Here is an 18,829-nt window from a genome sequence, read left to right on the forward strand (position 1 = left end):
TTCAGTTCAATCTTGGCGCACGGACGAGCGTAGGTCATGTGCTCATGCGCACGCGAGCGAAAAGCAGTCTTCGCCGTTCGGCGTGTCACCAGCCCTACGATGGGGCCATGGCCGACAAGCCGCAGTGGCTCATCCGCGAAGACGCGAGCGTTCCGGTGCTCGTCGCGCTCGCGCTGCGGCAGCGCCTCGGGATCAGGGTTCCGGAAGACCTCCCGAGTCTGCGCGAGCTCGCCGTGCGCGCACCGGACGCCGCCGACGCCTCGCCCGCGATCGAGGCGCAGTGGCGCGACTACTGGGACATGACGGTCGAGCCTCGCGCGCATCCCTCCGACGTGCCCCTCGAGCTCATCGACGGATTCGACACACTCGTCGTGCTGCCTGCCCGCGGCGCGGAGGAACTCGCCGACGCTATCGCCCCGCAGGCCACGTCCGCCCTCCTCTACGCGCGGGCCGCACACGACCGGTATGTGAGCTCGATGAAGAGTCACACCGGCGGCGATGCCTACCGCGCCTATGCGAGTGCGATCGCGGAGTTCGAGCGCGAGGTCGGTCGCCGCGCGCATTCGTTCGAGCTGAACGTGCAGGTGCTGCCGTTCTCGCAGCGGGGGATCTGGTGGATCGGAGCACTCACGGTGGCGGTGACCGATGGCCTGCGTCGGGACGTCGTGGCGTTCGACGCCGCGATCCGCCCGGTGATCGCCGAACTCGCGTAGAGGTCAGTCGTCTTCGACGACTGTCTCGCGGTCGACTCGCACGACCCGGTCGTGACGACGGGCGAGGCGCTCCATGATCAGGCCGGCGATGCCGCCGAGCGCGATGCCGATCGGAACCGTCCACAGCAGCAGGAAACCGAACACCTGACCGGGCGGGTAGACGACGTCGAGGGCCTGCGACTCGTCGAAGCTGCCGGTCCAGGTGAGGATGCCGGCCGCGATCACGCCGACCACGACGCCGATGCCCATGAGCACGCCGTACCGCGGCACGCGGCGCACGGTCGCTTCGACGGTCTGGTGGGAGTCGGTGGGGGCCATGCATCCATTGTCCCACCACCGACGGATGCCGCGTACCCGAGATCGGGACGGAGGAACGGCTCTCCCCGCGTCCGCCGCGGGGAGAGCCGTTCCGTGGTGCGCGTCGGCTAGAGCTCGGTCGCCGTGTCGGCGGTCTCGGCCTCGCGGTTGCGGCGGACGATGAGCACACCGCCAGTCGCCGCGAGCAGGATGACGACCAGGCCGCCGACGATCCACGGCCACACCGGGGCGCCTTCGGCGTCAGCAGGCTCGTTCGCGGTGGTCACCACTGCGGTCGCCGCGGAGTCGGAGTCGGGCTTCTCCTCGGCGACGCCGCAGTCGGCGCCGACCGGGATTCTACGGACGCACGGGAAGGACGTCGCTCAGGTCGGCACGCGTGCCGGACGCGTGGATGCGTCCGCCGGACGCGGCATCCGCCCATCGCTCCGCGCCGGTGGAGACGGCGATCCAGGTCGCGGCATCCATCTCGACGACGTTCGGCGGGGTGCCACGGGTGTGTCGAGGACCCTGGATGACCTGGACCGCACCGAACGGCGGCACCCGCACCTCGACACTGTTGCCCGGCGCCTTCTCATCGAGCAGCTGCAGCAGGTAGCGCACGGCGGTGGCGAGGTCGGTGCGCTGCGGCTTCGCACCCGCGGCCTCCGCGGCGCGGACGGCATCGAGAGCCGTGCGTCCGTCCACGATGTCGATCTTCCTGGCCATCAGTCCAGACTACGACCGACCGTGCGAGACGAGTTCTAAGCTCGGACGCATGAGCATGCATCCCCAGGGCGCCCGCGCCGAGCTGCTCGCCGCCGTCGCCGACCACTCGTGGGGAGGGCGCATCCCCCCACTCGCCGACCCGCAGAGTGCCCACGATGCGGCCGTGCTCATCTTGTTCGGCGTGCTCGATCGCATCCCCGCGTCCACCACCGGCCCCGCCGTCGCGCGTGACCTCGACGTGCTGCTGCAGCGGCGCGCGCCCACGCTCTCCTCACATCCCGGACAGGTCTCCTTCCCCGGCGGCCGCGTGGACCCGGGCGATGCCGATGTCGTCGCGACGGCCCTCCGCGAGGCCGAGGAGGAGACCGGGCTCGACCCGACCGGCGTCGAGATCCTGGCCACGCTGCCCGTGATCCCGCTCGCCGCGAGCAACCATCTCGTCACGCCGGTGCTGGCGTGGTGGAGGTCGCCCTCGCGGGTCGTGGCGGTCGACCATGCCGAGACGGTCGAGGTGTTCCGCGTGCCCGTCGCGCAGCTGCTCGACCCGGAGACCCGGTTCACATCGACCATCACACGGATGGGGCACACGTTCCGCGGCCCGGCGTTCGACGTCGACGGCACGATCGTCTGGGGCTTCACCGCGATGGTGCTCGACGCGCTCTTCGACGCGGCCGGTTGGACCGTGCCGTGGGACGCCACCGTAGAGCGGAGCGTCGACCTCTGAGCCGGACCGAAATCCGGAGCTCCACCCTCGGTAGTCTGGACGGGTGAAGATTCTCGTCCTCGGTTCCGGTGCCCGTGAGCACGCGATCATCCTCGCCCTGCGGGCCGAGCAGACGGAGCACGAGATCTTCGTCGCTCCCGGCAACGCCGGCATCGCCCAGGATGCGACCCCTGTCTCGGTCGATCCCCTCGACGGCGGGGCGGTCACCGCATTCGCGCACGAGCACGCGATCGACCTTGTCGTGGTGGGCCCGGAGGCTCCCCTCGTCGCCGGCGTCGCCGATGCCCTGCGGGTACGCGGCATCCCCGTGTTCGGCCCCGGCAAGGCGGCCGCACAGCTGGAGAGCTCGAAGTCGTTCGCGAAGCGGGTCATGGACGCCGCCGGCGTGCCCACCGGTCGCGCCGTCCGCGCCGTCACCACCGCCGAGGTCGAGAGTGCGTTCGACGAACTCGGTGCCCCGTACGTGGTCAAGGCCGACGGTCTAGCTGCGGGCAAGGGTGTCATCGTCACGTCCGACCGCGCCGAGGCCCTCGCGCACGCCGAACAGTATCTTCCCGCCGGCCCGGTGCTGATCGAGGAGTTCCTCTCCGGCCCCGAGGTCTCCCTCTTCTTCCTGAGCGATGGCGACACCGTGCGTGCGCTCAGCCCCGCGCAGGACTTCAAGCGTGCGCTCGACGGCGACGCCGGACCCAACACGGGTGGCATGGGCGCCTATTCGCCGCTGCCCTGGCTCGCCGAGCAGTTCGGCAGCGAGCAGGCCTTCGTCGAGGAGGTCACGCGCGACGTGGCGCTCCCCGTCGTCCGGCAGCTCGACGCCGAGGGCACGCCGTTCATCGGTCTGCTGTACGCGGGGCTGATCCTGACCCCGGCAGGTGTGCGCGTCATCGAGTTCAACGCGCGTTTCGGCGACCCCGAGACGCAGATCGTGCTGCCGCGGCTGGTCACCCCGCTGTCGGAGCTGCTGTTCGCCGCGGCATCCGGAACCCTCGAGGACCAGCCCGAGCCCGTGTTCAGCGACGAGGTCGCGATCACGGTCGTGCTGGCCAGCGAGGGCTACCCCGAGGCGCCGCAGACCGGGCGGCCGATCGAGGGCCTCGCAGACGCCGCCGCCGTCGAAGGCGTCCGCCTCGTGCACGCCGCGACCGCGAGCCCGGATGCGCCCGGTGGATCGCTCATCGCCACGGGCGGCCGTGTGCTGAACGTGGTGGCCGTCGCCTCCGACTTCCGCACTGCGCGCGACCGGGCCTACGAAGCGATCGCCCACATCCGCCTCGACGGATCGCACTACCGCACCGACATCGCCGCCCGCGTCGCCGAGTAGCCTCCGCGAGCGCACGACCTCCCTACGCAGACTTCCCGTGCACTCGGCGAGTGCACGGGAAGTCGATGCGAATGCGTGGAGCGCGGAGCGGACGCCCCTCAGAGGACCTTCGAGAGGAAGTCCTTCAGGCGCTCATTCTTGGGCGAGCCGAAGAGCTCCGCGGGCGGGGCCTCCTCGACGACGACGCCGCCGTCCATGAAGACCGTGCGGCCGGAGACCTCGCGGGCGAAGCCCATCTCGTGCGTCACCAGCACCATGGTCATGCCGGCGGAGGCCAGGTCGCGGATGACCTGCAGCAGCTCGCCGACCATCTCCGGGTCGAGCGCGCTCGTGGCCTCGTCGAACAGCATGATCTCGGGGTCCATCGCGAGTGCACGGGCGATAGCCACGCGCTGCTTCTGCCCGCCGGAAAGGGACGCCGGCTTCGCATCCGCCTTCTCCGAGAGACCGACCCGCTCCAGGAGCGACAGCGCCCGCTCACGCGCCTCGGCCTTCGTCATCTTCCCGCACTCGACCGGCGCGAGCGTGATGTTCTCGAGCACGGTCATGTGCGGGAACAGGTTGAAGTGCTGGAACACCATGCCGATGCGCTAACGCACCTCGTCGAGCTTCACGCTCTTGTCGGTCAGGTCGATGCCGTCGATGACGACGTGTCCCGACGTGGGCTCTTCGAGCTTGTTGAGGCAGCGCAGCAGGGTGGACTTGCCCGAGCCCGAAGGCCCGATGACCGCCACGACCTCGCCGTCCTCCACACCCAGGTTGATGCCCTTGAGCACCTCGTTGTCACCGAACGACTTGTGCAGGTCCTGCACCAGGATCTTGCTCATGCGTTGAACGTCCTCTCCAGGCGGTTCGCGAGCAGCGTCAGCAGCGTGATCACGACGAAGTAGATGATGGCGACGATCGTCAGCACCTGGGCCGACAGGTACGTCGAGGCGATGATCTGACGGGAGACGAACGTCAGCTCCGCGAGGCCGATCACGCTGATCAGCGAAGTGTCCTTGAGGGTGATGATGCCCTGGTTGACGAACGAGGGGATCATGATGCGGAACGCCTGCGGGAGCACGACCTTCTGCATCGTCTTCCAGTGTCCGAGACCCAGCGAGCGCGAGGCCTCGTTCTGTACGGGATCGACGGCCTGGATGCCACCGCGGATGATCTCCGTCATGTACGCACCCGTGTTGAGCGAGAGCGTGATGGCACCGGCGACGAACGGGTTGAACGTGAGGCCCGGGAACAGCTGCGGGATCGCGAAGAACACGAAGAAGGCCTGGATGAGGATCGGCGTGCCGCGGAAGACGTAGACGTAGGCGGTGGCGATCCAGCGGAACGGGGCGAACTTCGACACCCGGCCGAAGCCGAAGATCAGCCCGAGGATGAACGCGGCCACGATGGCGACGATGGTCGCCAGGATCGTGAGCCACAGACCCTCCATGAGCGCCGGCCAGTACTGCACCGCCACCGAGATGATGTCGGTCGGCTGGGCCGATTCCTCACCGCCGGACAGGTATGTGTCGACGATCTCGTCGTACTCGCACGAGGACTTGAGGTTCGCGAGCCCGGCGTTGAACATCTCGATCAGCTCGGGGTTCTGCCCCTTGTTGACCGCGAAGCCGTACTCGCCGCCGAGCTCGGGCTCGCCGATGAGGCGGAAGCCGGAGCCCTGCTGGATGCCGTAGGCCAGCACCGGGAAGTCCTCGAAGTAGCCGACCGCCTGGCCGGCCTTCACGGCATCCACCATGTCGGTCGTGTCCTGGTAGGGCGTGACCCGGAAGCCGTACTCGTCCTTGTTCTCGTCGGCGAAGGTCTGCCCCTGCGTACCGGTCTTGACGGCGACGGTCTTGCCGTCCAGGTCGTCGAGGGACTGGATGTCGCTGGCTTCGAGCACGCCGAGCTGGACACCACTGGTGAAGTACGGCTCGGGTGAACTCGAACGGCGCGAACGTCGTGTCCGTACCGATGACGTACTTGTCGCCGTCGGTCGCGGCGGTGGCGGGTGCGGCTCCGGCGAGGAGCGCTCCGACGGCGACGAAGGCGACGAGCGCGGCAGCACCTGCGGTGCGCACCGAGCGGCGCAGACGGCTCACCGCGGCGGATGGGTTTCGGATCACGACGTGTGCTCCCCGGGTCGACAGCAGCGACCGGACGACCGCCGAGGATCTCGCCCTAGCTCGCGGCGAGTCGTGTGCCCGAAACGTCGATCCAGTAGCGCCGCACCAGGGGCTGCCCGGCTTCTGGCGCATCGATCACGTCTTCGAGCTCGCCACCGGCCCCCTCGATGGTGCGGATGGAGCCGATGTTGTCGTCGTCGCAGGTGAGCATCACGCGGTCGTAGCCGTCGGCCTTCGCGGCGCGCAGCATGAGGCGCAGAGCCTCGCGCACGATCCCCTCGCGACGCCTCGTCGGGATCACGGAGTAGCCGATGTGGCCGCCGAAGCGGCGGAGGTAGTCGTTGAGTTCGCGGCGGAAGGAGAGGAAGCCGACCACCTGGTCCCCCTCGGTGATCCAGTAGTAATCGCACGGCACGTGGCCCTCCGGGAGCACCGCGCCGGGTGTGGCGTACAGCTCTGCACGCTCGACGAACTCCTCGAAAGCGGCCCGGTCGGGGACGAAACCCTTCTCGATACCGCCGCCGGCGATGTGTCCGCCTTCGAACTCGGCCACCGCGGCGGCCCAGGAGTCGAAAAGGTCGATGCTCGGTCGTGAGAGTGCGATCGTCATCGCACGATGACACCACATTCGCCGGACCACCGCAAAACCTGTCAGCGACCTCGGAGGAGATCGGCGATGGAGACATCTTCATCGAGCTGAGGCCAGTGGATGCCCTCCCCGACGCCGATCAAGCGCCAGACCGCACGTTCCGCGACGCTCGCAGCGGCTAGCCGCGGGAACCAGTCGAGAGGAACGCTGATCGTGCGTCCGTCCTTCATCCGCACGTGCAGTTCGCGCTCATCGATCACGACGCCGACCGCGACAGCGTCATCCACCGAAGTGCTCATGCCACGCCTCCTCGATCAGATCGCGTCGGTGTTCGATCAACCGACGAAGCAGTCGCAGCTCTCGGTCGTCGAATCTCGTCTTCGCGGCCGATTCTACTGGCCGCAGCCAGAACTTCGCGGTGAATTCCGCCCGCTCCACGTGCACATGCGGGGGCTCCGATCCCTCGTTGCTGTAGAAGAAGAATCGGTACCCGCGCACTCGCATGACCGTAGGCACGGGGTGACGGTAACGTGATCGCCCTCCCTCTCCAGGGCGCGAACGAAGACGATCCCGAGAGGTGCGGGATACACACCTCTCGGGATCAATCGTGGAGGGAGGGTCGTCGACTACTCGGCGCGTGCAGCCACGGGCGCCGCAGCCTCCGTCTTTTCATAGCGGCCGAGGAACAGCGAGGCGATGAGGGCGACCACCATCACGCACGCCGGCAGCAGGATCGCCTGCGACATTCCTGCGGCGAAGCCTTCGGCCACCTGGGGCGGCAGCGTCCCTCCGGTGGAGCCACCCGCCGGCGAATCGGCGAGACCCGGAAGGTTCGCCTCGAGCCGGGACTGCATGAACGCGGCGATGGAGGCCGAGCCGATGACCGAACCGATGGTCCTGGTGGTGTTGTAGATGCCGGCACCTGCACCCGCCTGGCGCGGCGGGAGCTTGCGCGTCGCGGTCGTGGCGAGCGGACCCCACATTCCGGCGTTGCCGACGCCCATCAGCGCGGAGGGCAGCAGGAACATCCAGATCGCGGTGTCCATGTTGATCAGAGCCGAGTACCAGATGAGTGCCCCGGCGACGCAGAGCAGCCCCGGGATCAGGATGATGCGCGGATCCACGCGGTCGAGCAGCTTCCCCGCGACCGGAGCGAGAACGCCCGAGAGCACGGCCATCGGGATCAGCAGCAGCGCGGCCTCGGTGGGGGTGAGACCGCGCGCGGTCTGGAGGAAGAACATCATCGGCAGCGACATGCTCGTCACCGTGAAGCCGACCGCGGCGATCGCCACGTTCGCTCCCGAGAAGTTGCGGTCGCGGAACAGTTCGAGCGGAACCAGGGGCTCGCTGCGGGTCTTGGCCTGCTGCAGGATGAACAGTCCGAGCACCACGAGTCCCACGATGATCAGGCTCCACACGGAGATCGGACCCCAGATCACACCCCAGTCGTACTTCTCCCCCTCTTGGAGACCGAACACGATGAGGAAGAGGGCCACAGCGCTCAGCACCACGCCCACGACGTCGAAGCGGTGCGGGTGAGTCGCCAGCTTCGGGACCAGGCGCCAGGCGAGCACGAAGGCGACGATGCCGACCGGGATGTTCACGAAGAAGATCCACTCCCAGCCGAACCCGTCCACGAGCAGGCCGCCGACGAGCGGGCCGACGAGGGTGGCGACACCGGCAGTGGCGCCCCAGAGGCCCATCGCGGCGCCGCGGCGGTCCGGCGGGAACGTGCGGGTGATCACGGCCATGGTCTGCGGAGTCATGAACGCGGCACCGAGGCCCTGCACAGCACGAGCGACGATCAGACCCTCGAGGGTCGTCGACAGTCCGCACCACAGCGAGGCGAGAGTGAAGACCGCGAGACCGATCAGGTAGATGTTCTTCGGGCCGAACCGGTCACCCAGGCGTCCGGTGATCAGCAGCGGCACGGCGTAGGCGAGCAGGTAGGCGCTCGTGACCCACACGACGTTGTCCAGGTTGTTCGTGTTCGGGTCGAGCGCCGCCTTGATCGCCGGGTTCGCGACCGACACGATCGTGGTGTCGACGAGGATCATGAAGAAGCCGATGACCAGCGCCCAGAGGGCAGGCCACGGGCTCGTGGGCTTGTGCCCCGCGGAGTAGGTGCCGGTCGACGGACCGGAGGTCGAGGGCACGGACGCCGGCGGGCGGTCTCCGTCGCGAGGGGTATCTGTCATTGCTGTGCTGCCTTTCGCTGAGCGCGGTAGCGGTCTGAGTTCTGGAATGCCGAGGGACCCCACGGCAGGACTTGGGTCTCGAGGCGGTCGAGGAGGGAGTCGAGCCAGCCGAGCTCGGCGGCCAGCAGAGCCTCCTGGCGTTCGATCTCGACGAGCACCTGCTCGGGAACGCTCTTCTCCCGGGCCGCGTGGAGACCGTCGCGGTGCCTCGCGTGATCCTCGACGAGGGCGAGGCGCCTCGCCCTCAGGAGGTCGATGACCTCCGGTCGCTCGAGGTTGTGCGCCTCGGCGAGCGCGATACGGAAGTCCGCAGGGCGATCGATGCGGGGCAGCTCGCGCTGCACCCACGTCATGACCGCTTCGCGTCCGGCATCCGTCAGGGCGTAGATGGTGCGCTCCGGGCGGTTGCCCTCGCGGCCGATGCCCAGCTCGTCGATCAGACCCGCGCGGTGCAGTCGGGAGACCGTGTGGTACAGCGTCCCGTTGGTGATCGTGAGCAGGCGGTCGTCGTGACGGGCGCGCATGAGACGCAGCATCTCATAGGGGTGCATGTCGCCCTCGCGCAGCAGCGCGAGCACCATCACCCCCATGGGGGTGAGCCGATCGACAGCGTCCTTCGCCATGCCCCTCACCTCAAATAGTCCATGTGGACTATACGCCTCTTTCGGCGGAGCGAACAGCTGCGATCCGCCTTCTCTACAGCGACACGGCTGTGAGCTGGGCCGGATCGAGCGGACGGTCTGCGTAGACGAGGCGCCAGACAGACGGATCGGGGTTGCCCGCATCCGGTGCCCTGTGGACGAGTTCGAGGCCGACCTTCTCGGCGACCTTCGCCGACGCATGGTTGTGCTCTACGAGATAGGCGATCACGGGGCGGTCGGGATCGACCGCGCGCGCCTGCTCGACAGCGGCGAACGCGAGTTCGGTGGCGTACCCGTTCCCGTGATGATCGGCCGACAGCCGGTACCCGAGGTTCCACACCGCGTCGCCGAGGAGCGTGCACCCGCCGTTGCCGATCACCTCACCCGTGGAACGCAACCGGACCACCCACGATCCCAACCCGGCACGGGCCCAGCTCGCCTCCCAGCGCGCCATGCCCGCAAGAGTGTCTTCCGGTCGCTGATGCCGAAGGAACGGATAGTGCGTCCACACCCGCGGATCGGCGGAGATCGCGAACAGCGCGTCGAGATCGCCCTCGACGGGACGCGAGAGTCGAAGACGCGGCGTGAGGATGTCGTCCGTCATGCCACCAGGCTAGATCGCCCCTCTGACACCGGGACCACGGCATTCGGTGACCGTGGGAACCGGGATAATGGGCGGGTGAGCACACCTTCAGAAGGCACGGCACAGAGCATCCCCGGCTGGCGGCACATCTACTCGGGCAAGGTCCGCGACCTGTACGCCTCGGAGGATCCGGCGGACACGCGCATCCTCGTCGTGGCCTCCGACCGCGTGAGCGCCTTCGACTTCGTGCTCTCCCCCGGCATCACCGAAAAGGGTGCCCTGCTGACGCGACTGAGCCGCTGGTGGTTCGCACAGCTCTCCGATTTCCCCAACCACATCGCCGAGGGCGAGCTCCCGGACGCGGTCGCCGATCGGGCGATGCTCGCGCAGTCGCTCGAGATGCTGCCGATCGAATGCGTCGTGCGCGGCTACATCACGGGGTCGGGCTGGGTCGAGTACCAGGAGAGCGGCACCGTCTGCGGCATTCCGCTGCCCGCCGGCCTGCAGAACGGCGACCGCCTGCCGGAGCCGCTGTTCACCCCGGCCTACAAGGCACCGATGGGCGAGCACGATGAGAACATCACGTTCGAGCGCGCCGTCGAGCTGGTCGGCGCCGAGCGCGCGGCCGAACTGCGCGACACCTCCCTCGCGATCTACGCCCGCGCGGCGGCGATCGCCGAGGAGAAGGGCCTGATCCTCGCCGACACCAAGTTCGAGTTCGGGACGGATGCCGACGGTACCCTGCGCCTGGCGGACGAGGTGCTCACGAGCGACTCCTCGCGGTACTGGGATGCGGAGGCCTGGCGCACCGGTACGACGCCGAACGAGCGGATGGCGAGCTTCGACAAGCAGATCGTGCGCGACTGGATGGCCGCGCACTGGGACCAGCAGGGCGAGCCGCCTTTGCTTCCGGAAGATATCGTTGCACGCACCGCCGACCGTTACCGCGAGCTGATCGAGCGCCTCGGCGCCTGAGCGCTCCCGATCGCCGGGTCCCGATCTCCGGGTCCCGATCTCCGGGTCCCGACCTCCGGGGTCCGACCTCCGCACAGATGCATGACGATCGGGCGGATGCATGACTCTCGGCCGCGGGCCCCTCATGCATCCGTCGCTCACACCTGCACATGCGAGAGGGTGGGCGCTCAGGGAAAACTCAGGAATCGGTAGTGTTGCTCCGGCACCCCTGCCATCCCCCGAACCTTGAGGAGCCCGCATGGCCCTGTGGAAGCTGCACGGAAACGGCCGCACGGTCGAGCCCGGCGCCGTCGTCCGTCCCGATGAGCGTTTGAACTGGCCCGCCACGATCGCGATCGGTCTCCAGCATGTCGTGGCCATGTTCGGCGCCACGTTCCTGGTGCCGATCATCACCGGGTTCCCGGTCGCCACCACGCTGCTCTTCAGCGGCGTCGGCACGATCCTGTTCCTTCTTGTAACCCGCAACAAGCTGCCCAGCTACCTGGGCTCGTCGTTCGCCTTCATCGCACCGGTCACTGCCGCGACCGCCTCCGCGAACATGGGAACCGCCCTGGCCGGAATCGTCGCGGTCGGTGTGCTCCTGGCGATCATCGGCGTCGTGGTGCACACGGTCGGTGTGAAGTGGGTCGACCGTTTCCTCCCGCCGGTCTTGGCCGGAACCATCGTCGCGCTCATCGGTTTCAACCTCGCGGGCGCAGCGCACAACAACTACGCCGCCGCCCCTGTGACCGCGACGTTCACCCTCGCCATCACGATCCTCTTCGCCGTCGTCTTCCGCGGATTCCTCGGACGCATCTCGATCTTCCTCGGCGTCATCGCCGGGTACATCTTCGCGGCGTTCCGCGGTGAGCTCGACTTCTCGGCCGTGGAGAAGGCCGACTGGGTCGGTCTTCCCACCTTCACCTTCCCGAACTTCACCGAGCCCGGAACCCTTACGGCACTCGCGATGTTCCTCCCGGTCGTCCTCGTGCTGATCGCCGAGAACGTCGGACACGTACGCGGTGTCGCGACCATGACCGGTGACGCGACCGTGAACCAGCAGACCGGCAAGGCGCTGATCGCCGACGGCGTCTCGACGACCCTCGCCGGATTCTTCGGCGGATCGGGCACCACGACCTACGGCGAGAACATCGGCGTGATGGCGTCGACGCGCGTGTACTCCACCGCGGCATACTGGGTGGCCGGCGCAGCCGCGATCCTGCTCAGCCTCTCCCCCAAGTTCGGCGAGGTCATCAACTCGGTGCCCGCCGGTGTGCTCGGCGGCGTGACGACCGCACTGTACGGCCTGATCGGCGTCATCGGCATCAAGATCTGGGTCGACAACCGCGTCGACTTCTCGCGCCCGGTCAACCAGTACACGGCAGCCGTCGCGCTCATCATGGCCGTCGGCGGGTTCATGATCAAGGACGAGGCCTCCGGCTTCGAGCTCGGCGGCATCGTCATCGCCACGGTGGCGGCGATCCTGATCTACCACTTGGGCAACCTGATCGCCCGCCTGCGCAAGACGGGTGCCGACGACCCGAAGCCGCTCGAAGCCGTCGGCCCGCTCGGCGGAGACCCCGCCTGATCACTCCGGCGCATACTCCGGTCGCACTCCGGTCGCACTTTCAGCCGCTCTCGGGCCTCTAAGACGACAGAAAGTGCGACCGGAGCAGGACTGGCTGCTCAGGATATGAGGGCGAGAACGGCGTCAGCGGGAATCATCGCTGCGAGCTCTGCACGCTGCGACAGGATCCCTGCCCGGTGGGCGGCGACCGTGGTCTCCATCTTCATGGCGTCGAGGACCGCGACCGGGTCGCCCTCCCCCACATCGGCTCCGTCGTCGACGAGCCACCGCACGAGCGTGCCCGGAACCGGCGAGCGCAGTTCTGCCGGATCGGCCGTGGGCGTCTCCGCCGCAGGATCAGCCGGCCGACCGAAGCCGGCCAGCAGCGCGGCGGGCAGTCCGAGCACGACCCGTCGCCCGTCGATCTCGACCGGGAAGCGCTGCAGAGCGGCATCCGGCACGACTGCAGGCCGCGCCTGCATCTCCAGCTTCGACAGCAGAGCGCTCTCGATCCACTGCGTGTGCACCGCGAAGGACTCCGTGGCGAAGGCCTCGTCGTCGAGCGCCATCACATCGAACGGGATCACCGTCGCCGGGCCTTCGACGGTGAGCTCGCGCAGAGCCCTCCGCGCGCGCACGATGGCCGCGTCGCGGGACTCGGCGTGCACGATGAGCTTGGCGATCATCGAGTCGAACGCCGGCTGCACGACATCCCCCTCTTCGATGCCGCTGTCCCAGCGCACACCAGGGCCGCCGGGGATCCGCAGCCGCTCGACGCGACCGGGGCTCGGCAGAAAACCGCGGCCGGGGTCCTCAGCGTTGATCCGAAACTCGAAGGCGTGCCCGACCGGGTTCGGTGTCTCGACGATCGACGGGCCTTCCCCGAACGCGATGCGGAACTGCTCGCGCACGAGGTCGGTTCCGGTGACCTCCTCGGTGACCGGATGCTCCACCTGGAGCCGGGTGTTGACCTCGAGGAACGAGATGGTGCCGTCGGCCGCGAGCAGGAACTCCACCGTGCCCGCCCCGCGATACCTCACCTCACCGCAGATCGACCGCGCCGCATCGTGGAACCGTGTGCGCTGCCCGACGGAAAGGCCGGGAGCCGGCGCCTCCTCGATGAGCTTCTGATTTCGACGCTGCATCGAGCAGTCGCGATCGCCGACGACCACGACGCCGCCGAGCCCGTCACCGAGCACCTGCACCTCGATGTGTCGCGGGCTCTCGAGGAAGCGCTCGACGAAGCACTCCCCCCGGCCGAACGCCGCGACCGCCTCACGGGTGGCCGCGTCGAAGGCCTCGGCGACCTCGGACAGCTCCCGCACGACCTTGAGCCCGCGACCGCCCCCGCCGAATGCCGCCTTGATCGCGATGGGGAGTCCGTGCTGCTCGGCGAACGCCACGGCCTCCTCGGGCCCGGCCAGCGGCTCATCGGTGCCGGCAGCCAGCGGCGCTCCGACCTGCTGAGCGATACGGCGGGCGGTCATCTTGTCGCCGAGCGCGTCGATGCTCGCCGGCGTCGGTCCGATCCAGACCAGCCCCACGTCCTCCACGGCCCGCGCGAACGCAGCGCTCTCCGAGAGGAATCCGTATCCGGGGTGCACGGCGGTCGCCCCGGACTTCCGTGCGGCGGCGAGCAGCGCATCGATGGAGAGGTACGTGTCGGCGGCAGTGACACCCCCCAGTCCCACGGCCTCGTCGCCCAGACGCACGTGCAGGGCGTCGGCATCCTGATCCGCATAGACCGCGACGGATGCGTACCCGGCTTCGGCGCAGGCGCGGATGACGCGCACGGCGATCTCCCCGCGATTCGCGATCAGGACCCGCTGCGTGGTCGGCACGGTCGACACGGTGGTCATGAGGACTCCTTGACGGTGAAGCGGAGGCGCACTCCCGGAGCCAGCTGACCTGCGAGGTCGAGACTGCGATCCGTGAGCGCTCCGATGATGGGGTATCCGCCGGTGAGCGGATGGTCGGGCAGGAACAGGACCGGCTGTCCGTCGGGCGGCACCTGGATCGCGCCGGTGACGGCGCCCTCGCTCGGGAGCTCTCCTCCGAGGGCGCGCTCGAGCGGCACCTGGCCCTGCAGTCGGATGCCGACGCGGTCGGAACGCGGCGTGACGGTCCATTCCTGACCGGTGAGGGTCTCGACCGCTGCGGTCGTGAACCAGTCGTCGCGCGGGCCGAGGGTGATCTCCAGGTCGACGAGATCCCCGGGCGCGGGGAGCTCGCGCGCAACGACGGACGGGTCGACGGCGTGCCGGCCGGCGTCGCCGATGGGGAGCACCGTGCCCGCTGTCAGTGCGAGGGGCCCGAGTCCGGCGAGGGTGTCGGCGGCACGACTGCCGAGGGCCGGGGCCGCATCCACTCCACCGCGGACGGCGATGACGTAGCGCAGCCCGCGCTCGGGGTGACCGAGCGTCAGTTCGTCTCCGTCGACGGTGGCGAAGGGCTCGCCGTGCGTGACAGGACGAACGCCTCCTCCGGCCTCTTCCAGCGTGAGCGCGCCGGAAGCCCCTGTGACGGCGGCGACACCGGCTCCGCGGAACCGCAGCACGACACCCCCGACGCTCTCGAGAACCGCAGCCCGGGCCGTATTGCCCACTGCGCGGTTCGCGTCGCGCATCGCCCGGCGGTCCGCCACCCCGGATGCCGAGACCCCGAGCGCGGCATAGCCCGAGCGCCCGGCATCCTGCACCAGCAGCTGCAGCGACGCACGGACGACCTCGACGGCCGCCTCCGCGCCGCGACCCGCGCCCTCCGCATCGGCTGGAGTGGGTTGCGGCGCGGCTCGCCGGGCGGGCTCCAGAGAGCCTCCGGTTCGGTCCAGCCGAGCAGCGTCCAGCCCCATCACGTCCAGCCGAGCCTCGTCCCGCACACGTTCGAACCGCACGGCGGTCCCCGGCGACAGCAGGGCGGGCGGGTCCCGGTCGATGTCCCACATCGCGGCGTCCGTGCGTCCGATGAGCTGCCATCCGCCGGGGCTCTCGCGCGGGTACACCCCGGTGAACTCCCCCGCGAGCGCGACCGATCCGGCGGGCACGCGGGTGCGCGGAGACGCGCGGCGGGGCACATCGAACAGGGGATCGCTGCTCACGACGTATCCGAAGCCCGGGGCGAATCCGGAGAATGCGACCCGCCAGTGGGCAGCGAGGTGCCGGTTCACGAGTTCCTCCGCCGTCACGCCCAGCAGAGATGCCGCTTCCTCGAGGTCCTCGCCGTCGTACCGCACGGGCACCGTGACCTCTCCCGTGCCGGGCAGATGCGCGGTGTCGATCGGCGTCGCGGCGAACGCGGCCGCAAGGTCGGATGCCGAGACGCGAAGCGGATCGAAGCGCACGAGCACGGTGCGGGCGCCGGGGATGCGCTCGACGATGCCGGGAATGCCCTCCCAGGCGAGGTTCAGACGCATCGCCTCGTCGAGGTCGTCCGCCTCGACGAGAAGAGCATGATCGGATGCCGTGCGGATGCGCATCAGACGAGGTGCTCCGTGTTCATCGCGCGCCCGCGAACGGTGCGATCGTGATGCCTACGTCCTGCAGCATCCGCTTGGTCGCAGCCGCCATCGCCACCGAACCAGGGCTGTCGCCGTGCACGCAGATCGACTGGGCGACCACGGGTACGTCGGTGCCGTCGATCGCACGGATCACGCCCTCCGAGGCGAGGCGCACCATGCGCTCCGCGACCGCATCCGGGTCGTGCAGCACGGCCCCCTCCTCGGTACGCGACACCAGCTGCCCGTCGGGCTGATAGGCGCGGTCGGCGAAGGCCTCAGCGGCGACCGCGAGTCCGGCGCGCGCGGCGACATCGAGCACGACGCCCCCGGAGAGCCCCAGCAGGACCAGGCTCGGATCGATCGCGCGGATCGCCGCCACGACGGCCTTCGACTGCCGTTCGTCGCGCGCGATCGTGTTGTAGAGCGCACCATGCGGCTTGACGTACGAGACCCTCCCGCCCACAGCGGCGGCGAGTCCCACGAGAGCACCGAGCTGGTACTCGACGTGCGCCTGCAGCGAGGCCGAGTCGATGTCGACCTTCGTTCGTCCGAAGTTCTCGTAGTCACGGTAGCCAGGATGCGCGCCGATCACGACGCCGCCCTGCACTGCTGCTGCGAGCGTCTCGCGGATGCCCTCAGGGCTCCCCGCATGGAACCCGCATGACACGTTGGCGCTCGTGACGAGGCGCAGCATGCTCGCATCGTCACTGACGATCCGGTCGGCGACGTTCTCGCCGAGGTCCGAGTTCAGGTCGATCGACGTCATGCGATCACGCTCCGATTCCGAGGAAGGCAAAGATGGGGCCGACCGAGACGATCCCCATGTACCAGGTGAGCAGCGTCACGAGCGTACCGGCGACGAGCAGCCACATCGGGTACTTCTTCGAGCCGAGCAGGTCGCGGCGGAACCAGCCGATGTACATGAACACCGTGAGTCCGATCGGCAGGATCAGGCCGTTGAAACCGCCGACGAAGACGAGGATCGCCGCGGGTGCCGTGCCGATCGACAGATACACCGCCAGCGACACCACGATGAAGGCGACGGTCGCCAGCTGCAGGGGCCAGCCGCCCTTGAGCTTCTTGGTGAAGGTGGAGAGGAAGGTGGCGGAGGTGTACGCCGCCCCGATGACCGAGCTGATCGCGGCGGCCCAGAAGATCGCGCCGAAGATGCGGAGTCCGGCATCGCCGAGCACCGCGCCGAACGCCTGACCGGCGGGGTTCGCGCCCTGACCGGAGAGGTCGAGCGTGACACCGGAGGCCACGACCCCGAGGATCGCGAGGAACAGCACGTAACGCATGACACCCGTGACGAGGATGCCGTTGGTCGCCGCACGCATCACGGAGCGGGCGTGCTCCGGTCCGGTGTGGCCGGAGTCGAGGTAGCGGTGGGCGCCGGAGTAGGTGATGTACCCGCCGACGGTTCCGCCGACGATGGTCGTGATGGTGGCGAAGTTCAGTTCATCCGGCGCGAACGTCTGGCGCAGGGCCTCGCCGATCGGCGGCTGCGCGATGACGGCCACGACCACGGTCATGACGATCATGCCGATGCCGAGCACGACCAGCACGACGTCCATCACCGGCCCCGCCTTCTTCACGAGGAAGATGATGATCGCGAGGGCCGCGGTGACGATGCCGCCGAGCTTGGTGTCGATTCCGAGCAGAGCGTTCAGTCCGAGCCCACCACCGGCGATGTTGCCGATGTTGAACGCCAGCCCGCCGATCACGACGAGCACGGCGATCAGGTGCCCCGAGAAGGGGATGGCGCTGTTGGCGAGTTCGCCGGCGCGCTTGCCCGAGGAGGTGATCATGCGCCAGACGTTCAGCTGCACCGCGATGTCGACGAGGATCGAGATGAGGATCGCGAACGCGAAAGCCGCCCCCATCGTCGCCGTGAACGTGGCGGTCTGCGTGATGAAGCCGGGGCCGATGGCGCTGGTGGCCATGAGGAAGATCGCGCCGATGACGGCACTGCGGCCCGCGCGCTTCTTGACGGACGAGAGGCGGGCCTCGTCCTCCGGGGAGAGGGAGGCGGTGGTCTGCTCAGACATGCGGGGGGATTCCCATCGTCGTTGGTGGGTGTCGGGTGACCCCCAGTGTAGAACGGATAAAACCCGATTGTTCAACAATCATGTTACGGCCGTGCTACAGAGCGGTTGCTTTCGTGTAATGGCCCACATGCGACCGCAGAGGTGGAGGTCGTACCCCGCCAGCGTGAACACAGAGTTTCCGCATCGCTACCGCCCGACGCGCGACAAAGGGGTTGGGGTGTGGACGAAGGGAGACGCCACCTGGACAGAGGAATGGTCTTTCCCTCCGTCCAGGCCCGCCCTTCGTCTGTCGGCCAGACGGGGGACAGACAAGAGTCACGCGGGAGACAAGGATGGGAGAGACCCCGGGGAGCCTTGGGGTGCCGATGACAAATGGGGGAACCTCCTGATCAATGCCGGAATTGCGCAGTGGGCTGTCACGGCAGTCGGTGTCGCTTGCGCTCTTCTGTGTGCAGGCACCGCCGGGCTGGGATGTGTGGCGTGCGTCGTCGCGACGGCTGGAGTGATCGGCACGACCGCGGGCACCTGCGTGGCTCAAGCGATGGTCTCCTAGGCCCCGCATGAAGGCACACGTCGCGCTACGCGCCACTATCATCGCCCTCCTGCTCCTCGCAGCAACTCTTCCGCTGCTCGCTCGGATCGACGTCTTCCACGACGCGGTCTGGGCGTTCTGGGGCGTTTCTCTCGTACTGGTGATCGTTGCTCTCGCGCTTAGCATCAAGAACTTCGCGCGAAGGCAAGACGGACCACACGAAAGAAGCGAATAAGGAGAACAGAACGTGAGCAGCACTGTTCACTCATGCGAAACGCTCGGCTGTGTCTTTCAGCCGAGCGTTTTGCGTCGCTTGACCTGGGGGTAGG

19 protein-coding genes and 1 pseudogene are annotated in these 18,829 nt (G+C 68.5%); 5 read left to right on the forward strand and 15 right to left on the reverse strand.

Translation table 11 applies throughout. From position 1 onward, the window contains the following. Positions 1–107: 107 nt before the first annotated feature. Positions 108–713, forward strand: coding sequence for a zinc-binding alcohol dehydrogenase (locus tag KY497_RS01795; RefSeq protein WP_219869681.1), 606 nt, complete (start codon positions 108–110; stop codon positions 711–713). 3 nt (positions 714–716) lie between these two features. Here the strand turns inward: KY497_RS01795 and KY497_RS01800 are convergent, their stop codons facing one another. The 3 genes from KY497_RS01800 to KY497_RS01810 all read right to left on the reverse strand — a co-directional run bounded on the left by KY497_RS01800 (position 717) and on the right by KY497_RS01810 (position 1,736). Next, on the reverse strand, positions 717–1,031 hold the full coding sequence (locus KY497_RS01800; protein WP_017831327.1) for a hypothetical protein: 315 nt from the start codon (positions 1,029–1,031) through the stop codon (positions 717–719). Positions 1,032–1,138: 107 nt separating this feature from the next. After that, positions 1,139–1,297 (reverse strand): hypothetical protein, encoded by a 159-nt coding sequence (locus KY497_RS01805; RefSeq protein WP_219869682.1) that lies wholly within the window; start codon positions 1,295–1,297, stop codon positions 1,139–1,141. Between the two features lie 70 nt (positions 1,298–1,367). Further along, on the reverse strand, positions 1,368–1,736 hold the full coding sequence (locus KY497_RS01810) for a sterol carrier family protein (RefSeq protein ID WP_210699244.1): 369 nt from the start codon (positions 1,734–1,736) through the stop codon (positions 1,368–1,370). Between the two features lie 49 nt (positions 1,737–1,785). Between KY497_RS01810 and KY497_RS01815 the strand changes: the two genes are divergently transcribed. Together KY497_RS01815 and purD are read left to right on the forward strand one after the other, a co-directional pair. Further along, positions 1,786–2,460 (forward strand): CoA pyrophosphatase, encoded by a 675-nt coding sequence (locus tag KY497_RS01815; RefSeq protein WP_219869683.1) that lies wholly within the window; start codon positions 1,786–1,788, stop codon positions 2,458–2,460. Between the two features lie 43 nt (positions 2,461–2,503). Continuing rightward, on the forward strand, positions 2,504–3,781 hold the full coding sequence (purD, locus tag KY497_RS01820; RefSeq protein ID WP_219869684.1) for a phosphoribosylamine--glycine ligase: 1,278 nt from the start codon (positions 2,504–2,506) through the stop codon (positions 3,779–3,781). Positions 3,782–3,879: 98 nt separating this feature from the next. Here the strand turns inward: purD and KY497_RS01825 are convergent. The 8 genes and pseudogenes from KY497_RS01825 to KY497_RS01860 form a co-directional block, all read right to left on the reverse strand. Further along, positions 3,880–4,608 (reverse strand): annotated as a pseudogene (locus KY497_RS01825) (amino acid ABC transporter ATP-binding protein). Then, complete coding sequence (locus KY497_RS01830; protein ID WP_375140920.1) at positions 4,605–5,669, reverse strand: ABC transporter substrate-binding protein/permease; 1,065 nt, start codon at positions 5,667–5,669, stop codon at positions 4,605–4,607. Before KY497_RS01830 ends, KY497_RS01825 begins: the two are co-directional and overlap by 4 nt. A gap of 278 nt (positions 5,670–5,947) precedes the next feature. Continuing rightward, the gene (locus KY497_RS01835) at positions 5,948–6,502 is read right to left on the reverse strand and encodes a GNAT family N-acetyltransferase (protein WP_219869685.1); all 555 of its coding nucleotides are present in this window, start codon (positions 6,500–6,502) and stop codon (positions 5,948–5,950) included. Positions 6,503–6,543: 41 nt separating this feature from the next. Further along, the gene (locus KY497_RS01840; protein ID WP_036323853.1) at positions 6,544–6,780 is read right to left on the reverse strand and encodes a DUF2442 domain-containing protein; all 237 of its coding nucleotides are present in this window, start codon (positions 6,778–6,780) and stop codon (positions 6,544–6,546) included. After that, entirely contained in the window at positions 6,761–6,997 is a 237-nt protein-coding gene (locus KY497_RS01845) for a DUF4160 domain-containing protein (RefSeq protein WP_141386512.1), read from the reverse strand. Before KY497_RS01845 ends, KY497_RS01840 begins: the two co-directional genes overlap by 20 nt. Before the next feature lie 110 nt (positions 6,998–7,107). Continuing rightward, positions 7,108–8,679, reverse strand: coding sequence for an MFS transporter (locus KY497_RS01850; protein WP_375140921.1), 1,572 nt, complete (start codon positions 8,677–8,679; stop codon positions 7,108–7,110). Beyond that, a complete protein-coding gene (locus KY497_RS01855) occupies positions 8,676–9,302 on the reverse strand; it encodes a PadR family transcriptional regulator (protein ID WP_141386511.1) in 627 nt (208 codons plus the stop codon). Before KY497_RS01855 ends, KY497_RS01850 begins: the two co-directional genes overlap by 4 nt. A 73-nt stretch (positions 9,303–9,375) precedes the next feature. Next, positions 9,376–9,924, reverse strand: coding sequence for a GNAT family N-acetyltransferase (locus KY497_RS01860; protein WP_219869686.1), 549 nt, complete (start codon positions 9,922–9,924; stop codon positions 9,376–9,378). Between the two features lie 75 nt (positions 9,925–9,999). Between KY497_RS01860 and KY497_RS01865 the strand changes: the two genes are divergently transcribed. Together KY497_RS01865 and KY497_RS01870 are read left to right on the forward strand one after the other, a co-directional pair. Beyond that, positions 10,000–10,878, forward strand: a complete 879-nt coding sequence (locus KY497_RS01865; RefSeq protein WP_141386509.1) for a phosphoribosylaminoimidazolesuccinocarboxamide synthase — start codon at positions 10,000–10,002, stop codon at positions 10,876–10,878. 238 nt (positions 10,879–11,116) lie between these two features. Beyond that, positions 11,117–12,445 carry a uracil-xanthine permease family protein gene (locus KY497_RS01870; protein ID WP_017831308.1) on the forward strand — a complete coding sequence of 443 codons (1,329 nt, stop codon included), beginning with the start codon at positions 11,117–11,119 and terminating at the stop codon, positions 12,443–12,445. A 98-nt stretch (positions 12,446–12,543) separates the two neighbouring features. On the opposite strand, the gene KY497_RS01875 is transcribed toward KY497_RS01870, so the two are convergent. From KY497_RS01875 to KY497_RS01890, 4 genes are read right to left on the reverse strand one after another with little or no spacing between them, the layout of a single operon-like run. After that, positions 12,544–14,283, reverse strand: a complete 1,740-nt coding sequence (locus KY497_RS01875) for a biotin carboxylase N-terminal domain-containing protein (RefSeq protein WP_219869687.1) — start codon at positions 14,281–14,283, stop codon at positions 12,544–12,546. Continuing rightward, on the reverse strand, positions 14,280–15,899 hold the full coding sequence (locus tag KY497_RS01880; RefSeq protein ID WP_219869688.1) for an urea amidolyase family protein: 1,620 nt from the start codon (positions 15,897–15,899) through the stop codon (positions 14,280–14,282). The genes KY497_RS01875 and KY497_RS01880 overlap by 4 nt, the downstream gene beginning before the upstream one ends. A 19-nt stretch (positions 15,900–15,918) precedes the next feature. After that, on the reverse strand, positions 15,919–16,686 hold the full coding sequence (locus tag KY497_RS01885) for a LamB/YcsF family protein (RefSeq protein ID WP_219869689.1): 768 nt from the start codon (positions 16,684–16,686) through the stop codon (positions 15,919–15,921). Positions 16,687–16,690: 4 nt separating this feature from the next. After that, positions 16,691–17,968: an NRAMP family divalent metal transporter gene (locus KY497_RS01890; protein WP_055869339.1), complete on the reverse strand. Its 1,278-nt coding sequence runs from the start codon at positions 17,966–17,968 to the stop codon at positions 16,691–16,693. Positions 17,969–18,829 lie beyond the last annotated feature (861 nt).

This window comes from Microbacterium sp. PAMC22086 (assembly GCF_019443525.1).
Taxonomy (GTDB): domain Bacteria; phylum Actinomycetota; class Actinomycetes; order Actinomycetales; family Microbacteriaceae; genus Microbacterium; species Microbacterium maritypicum.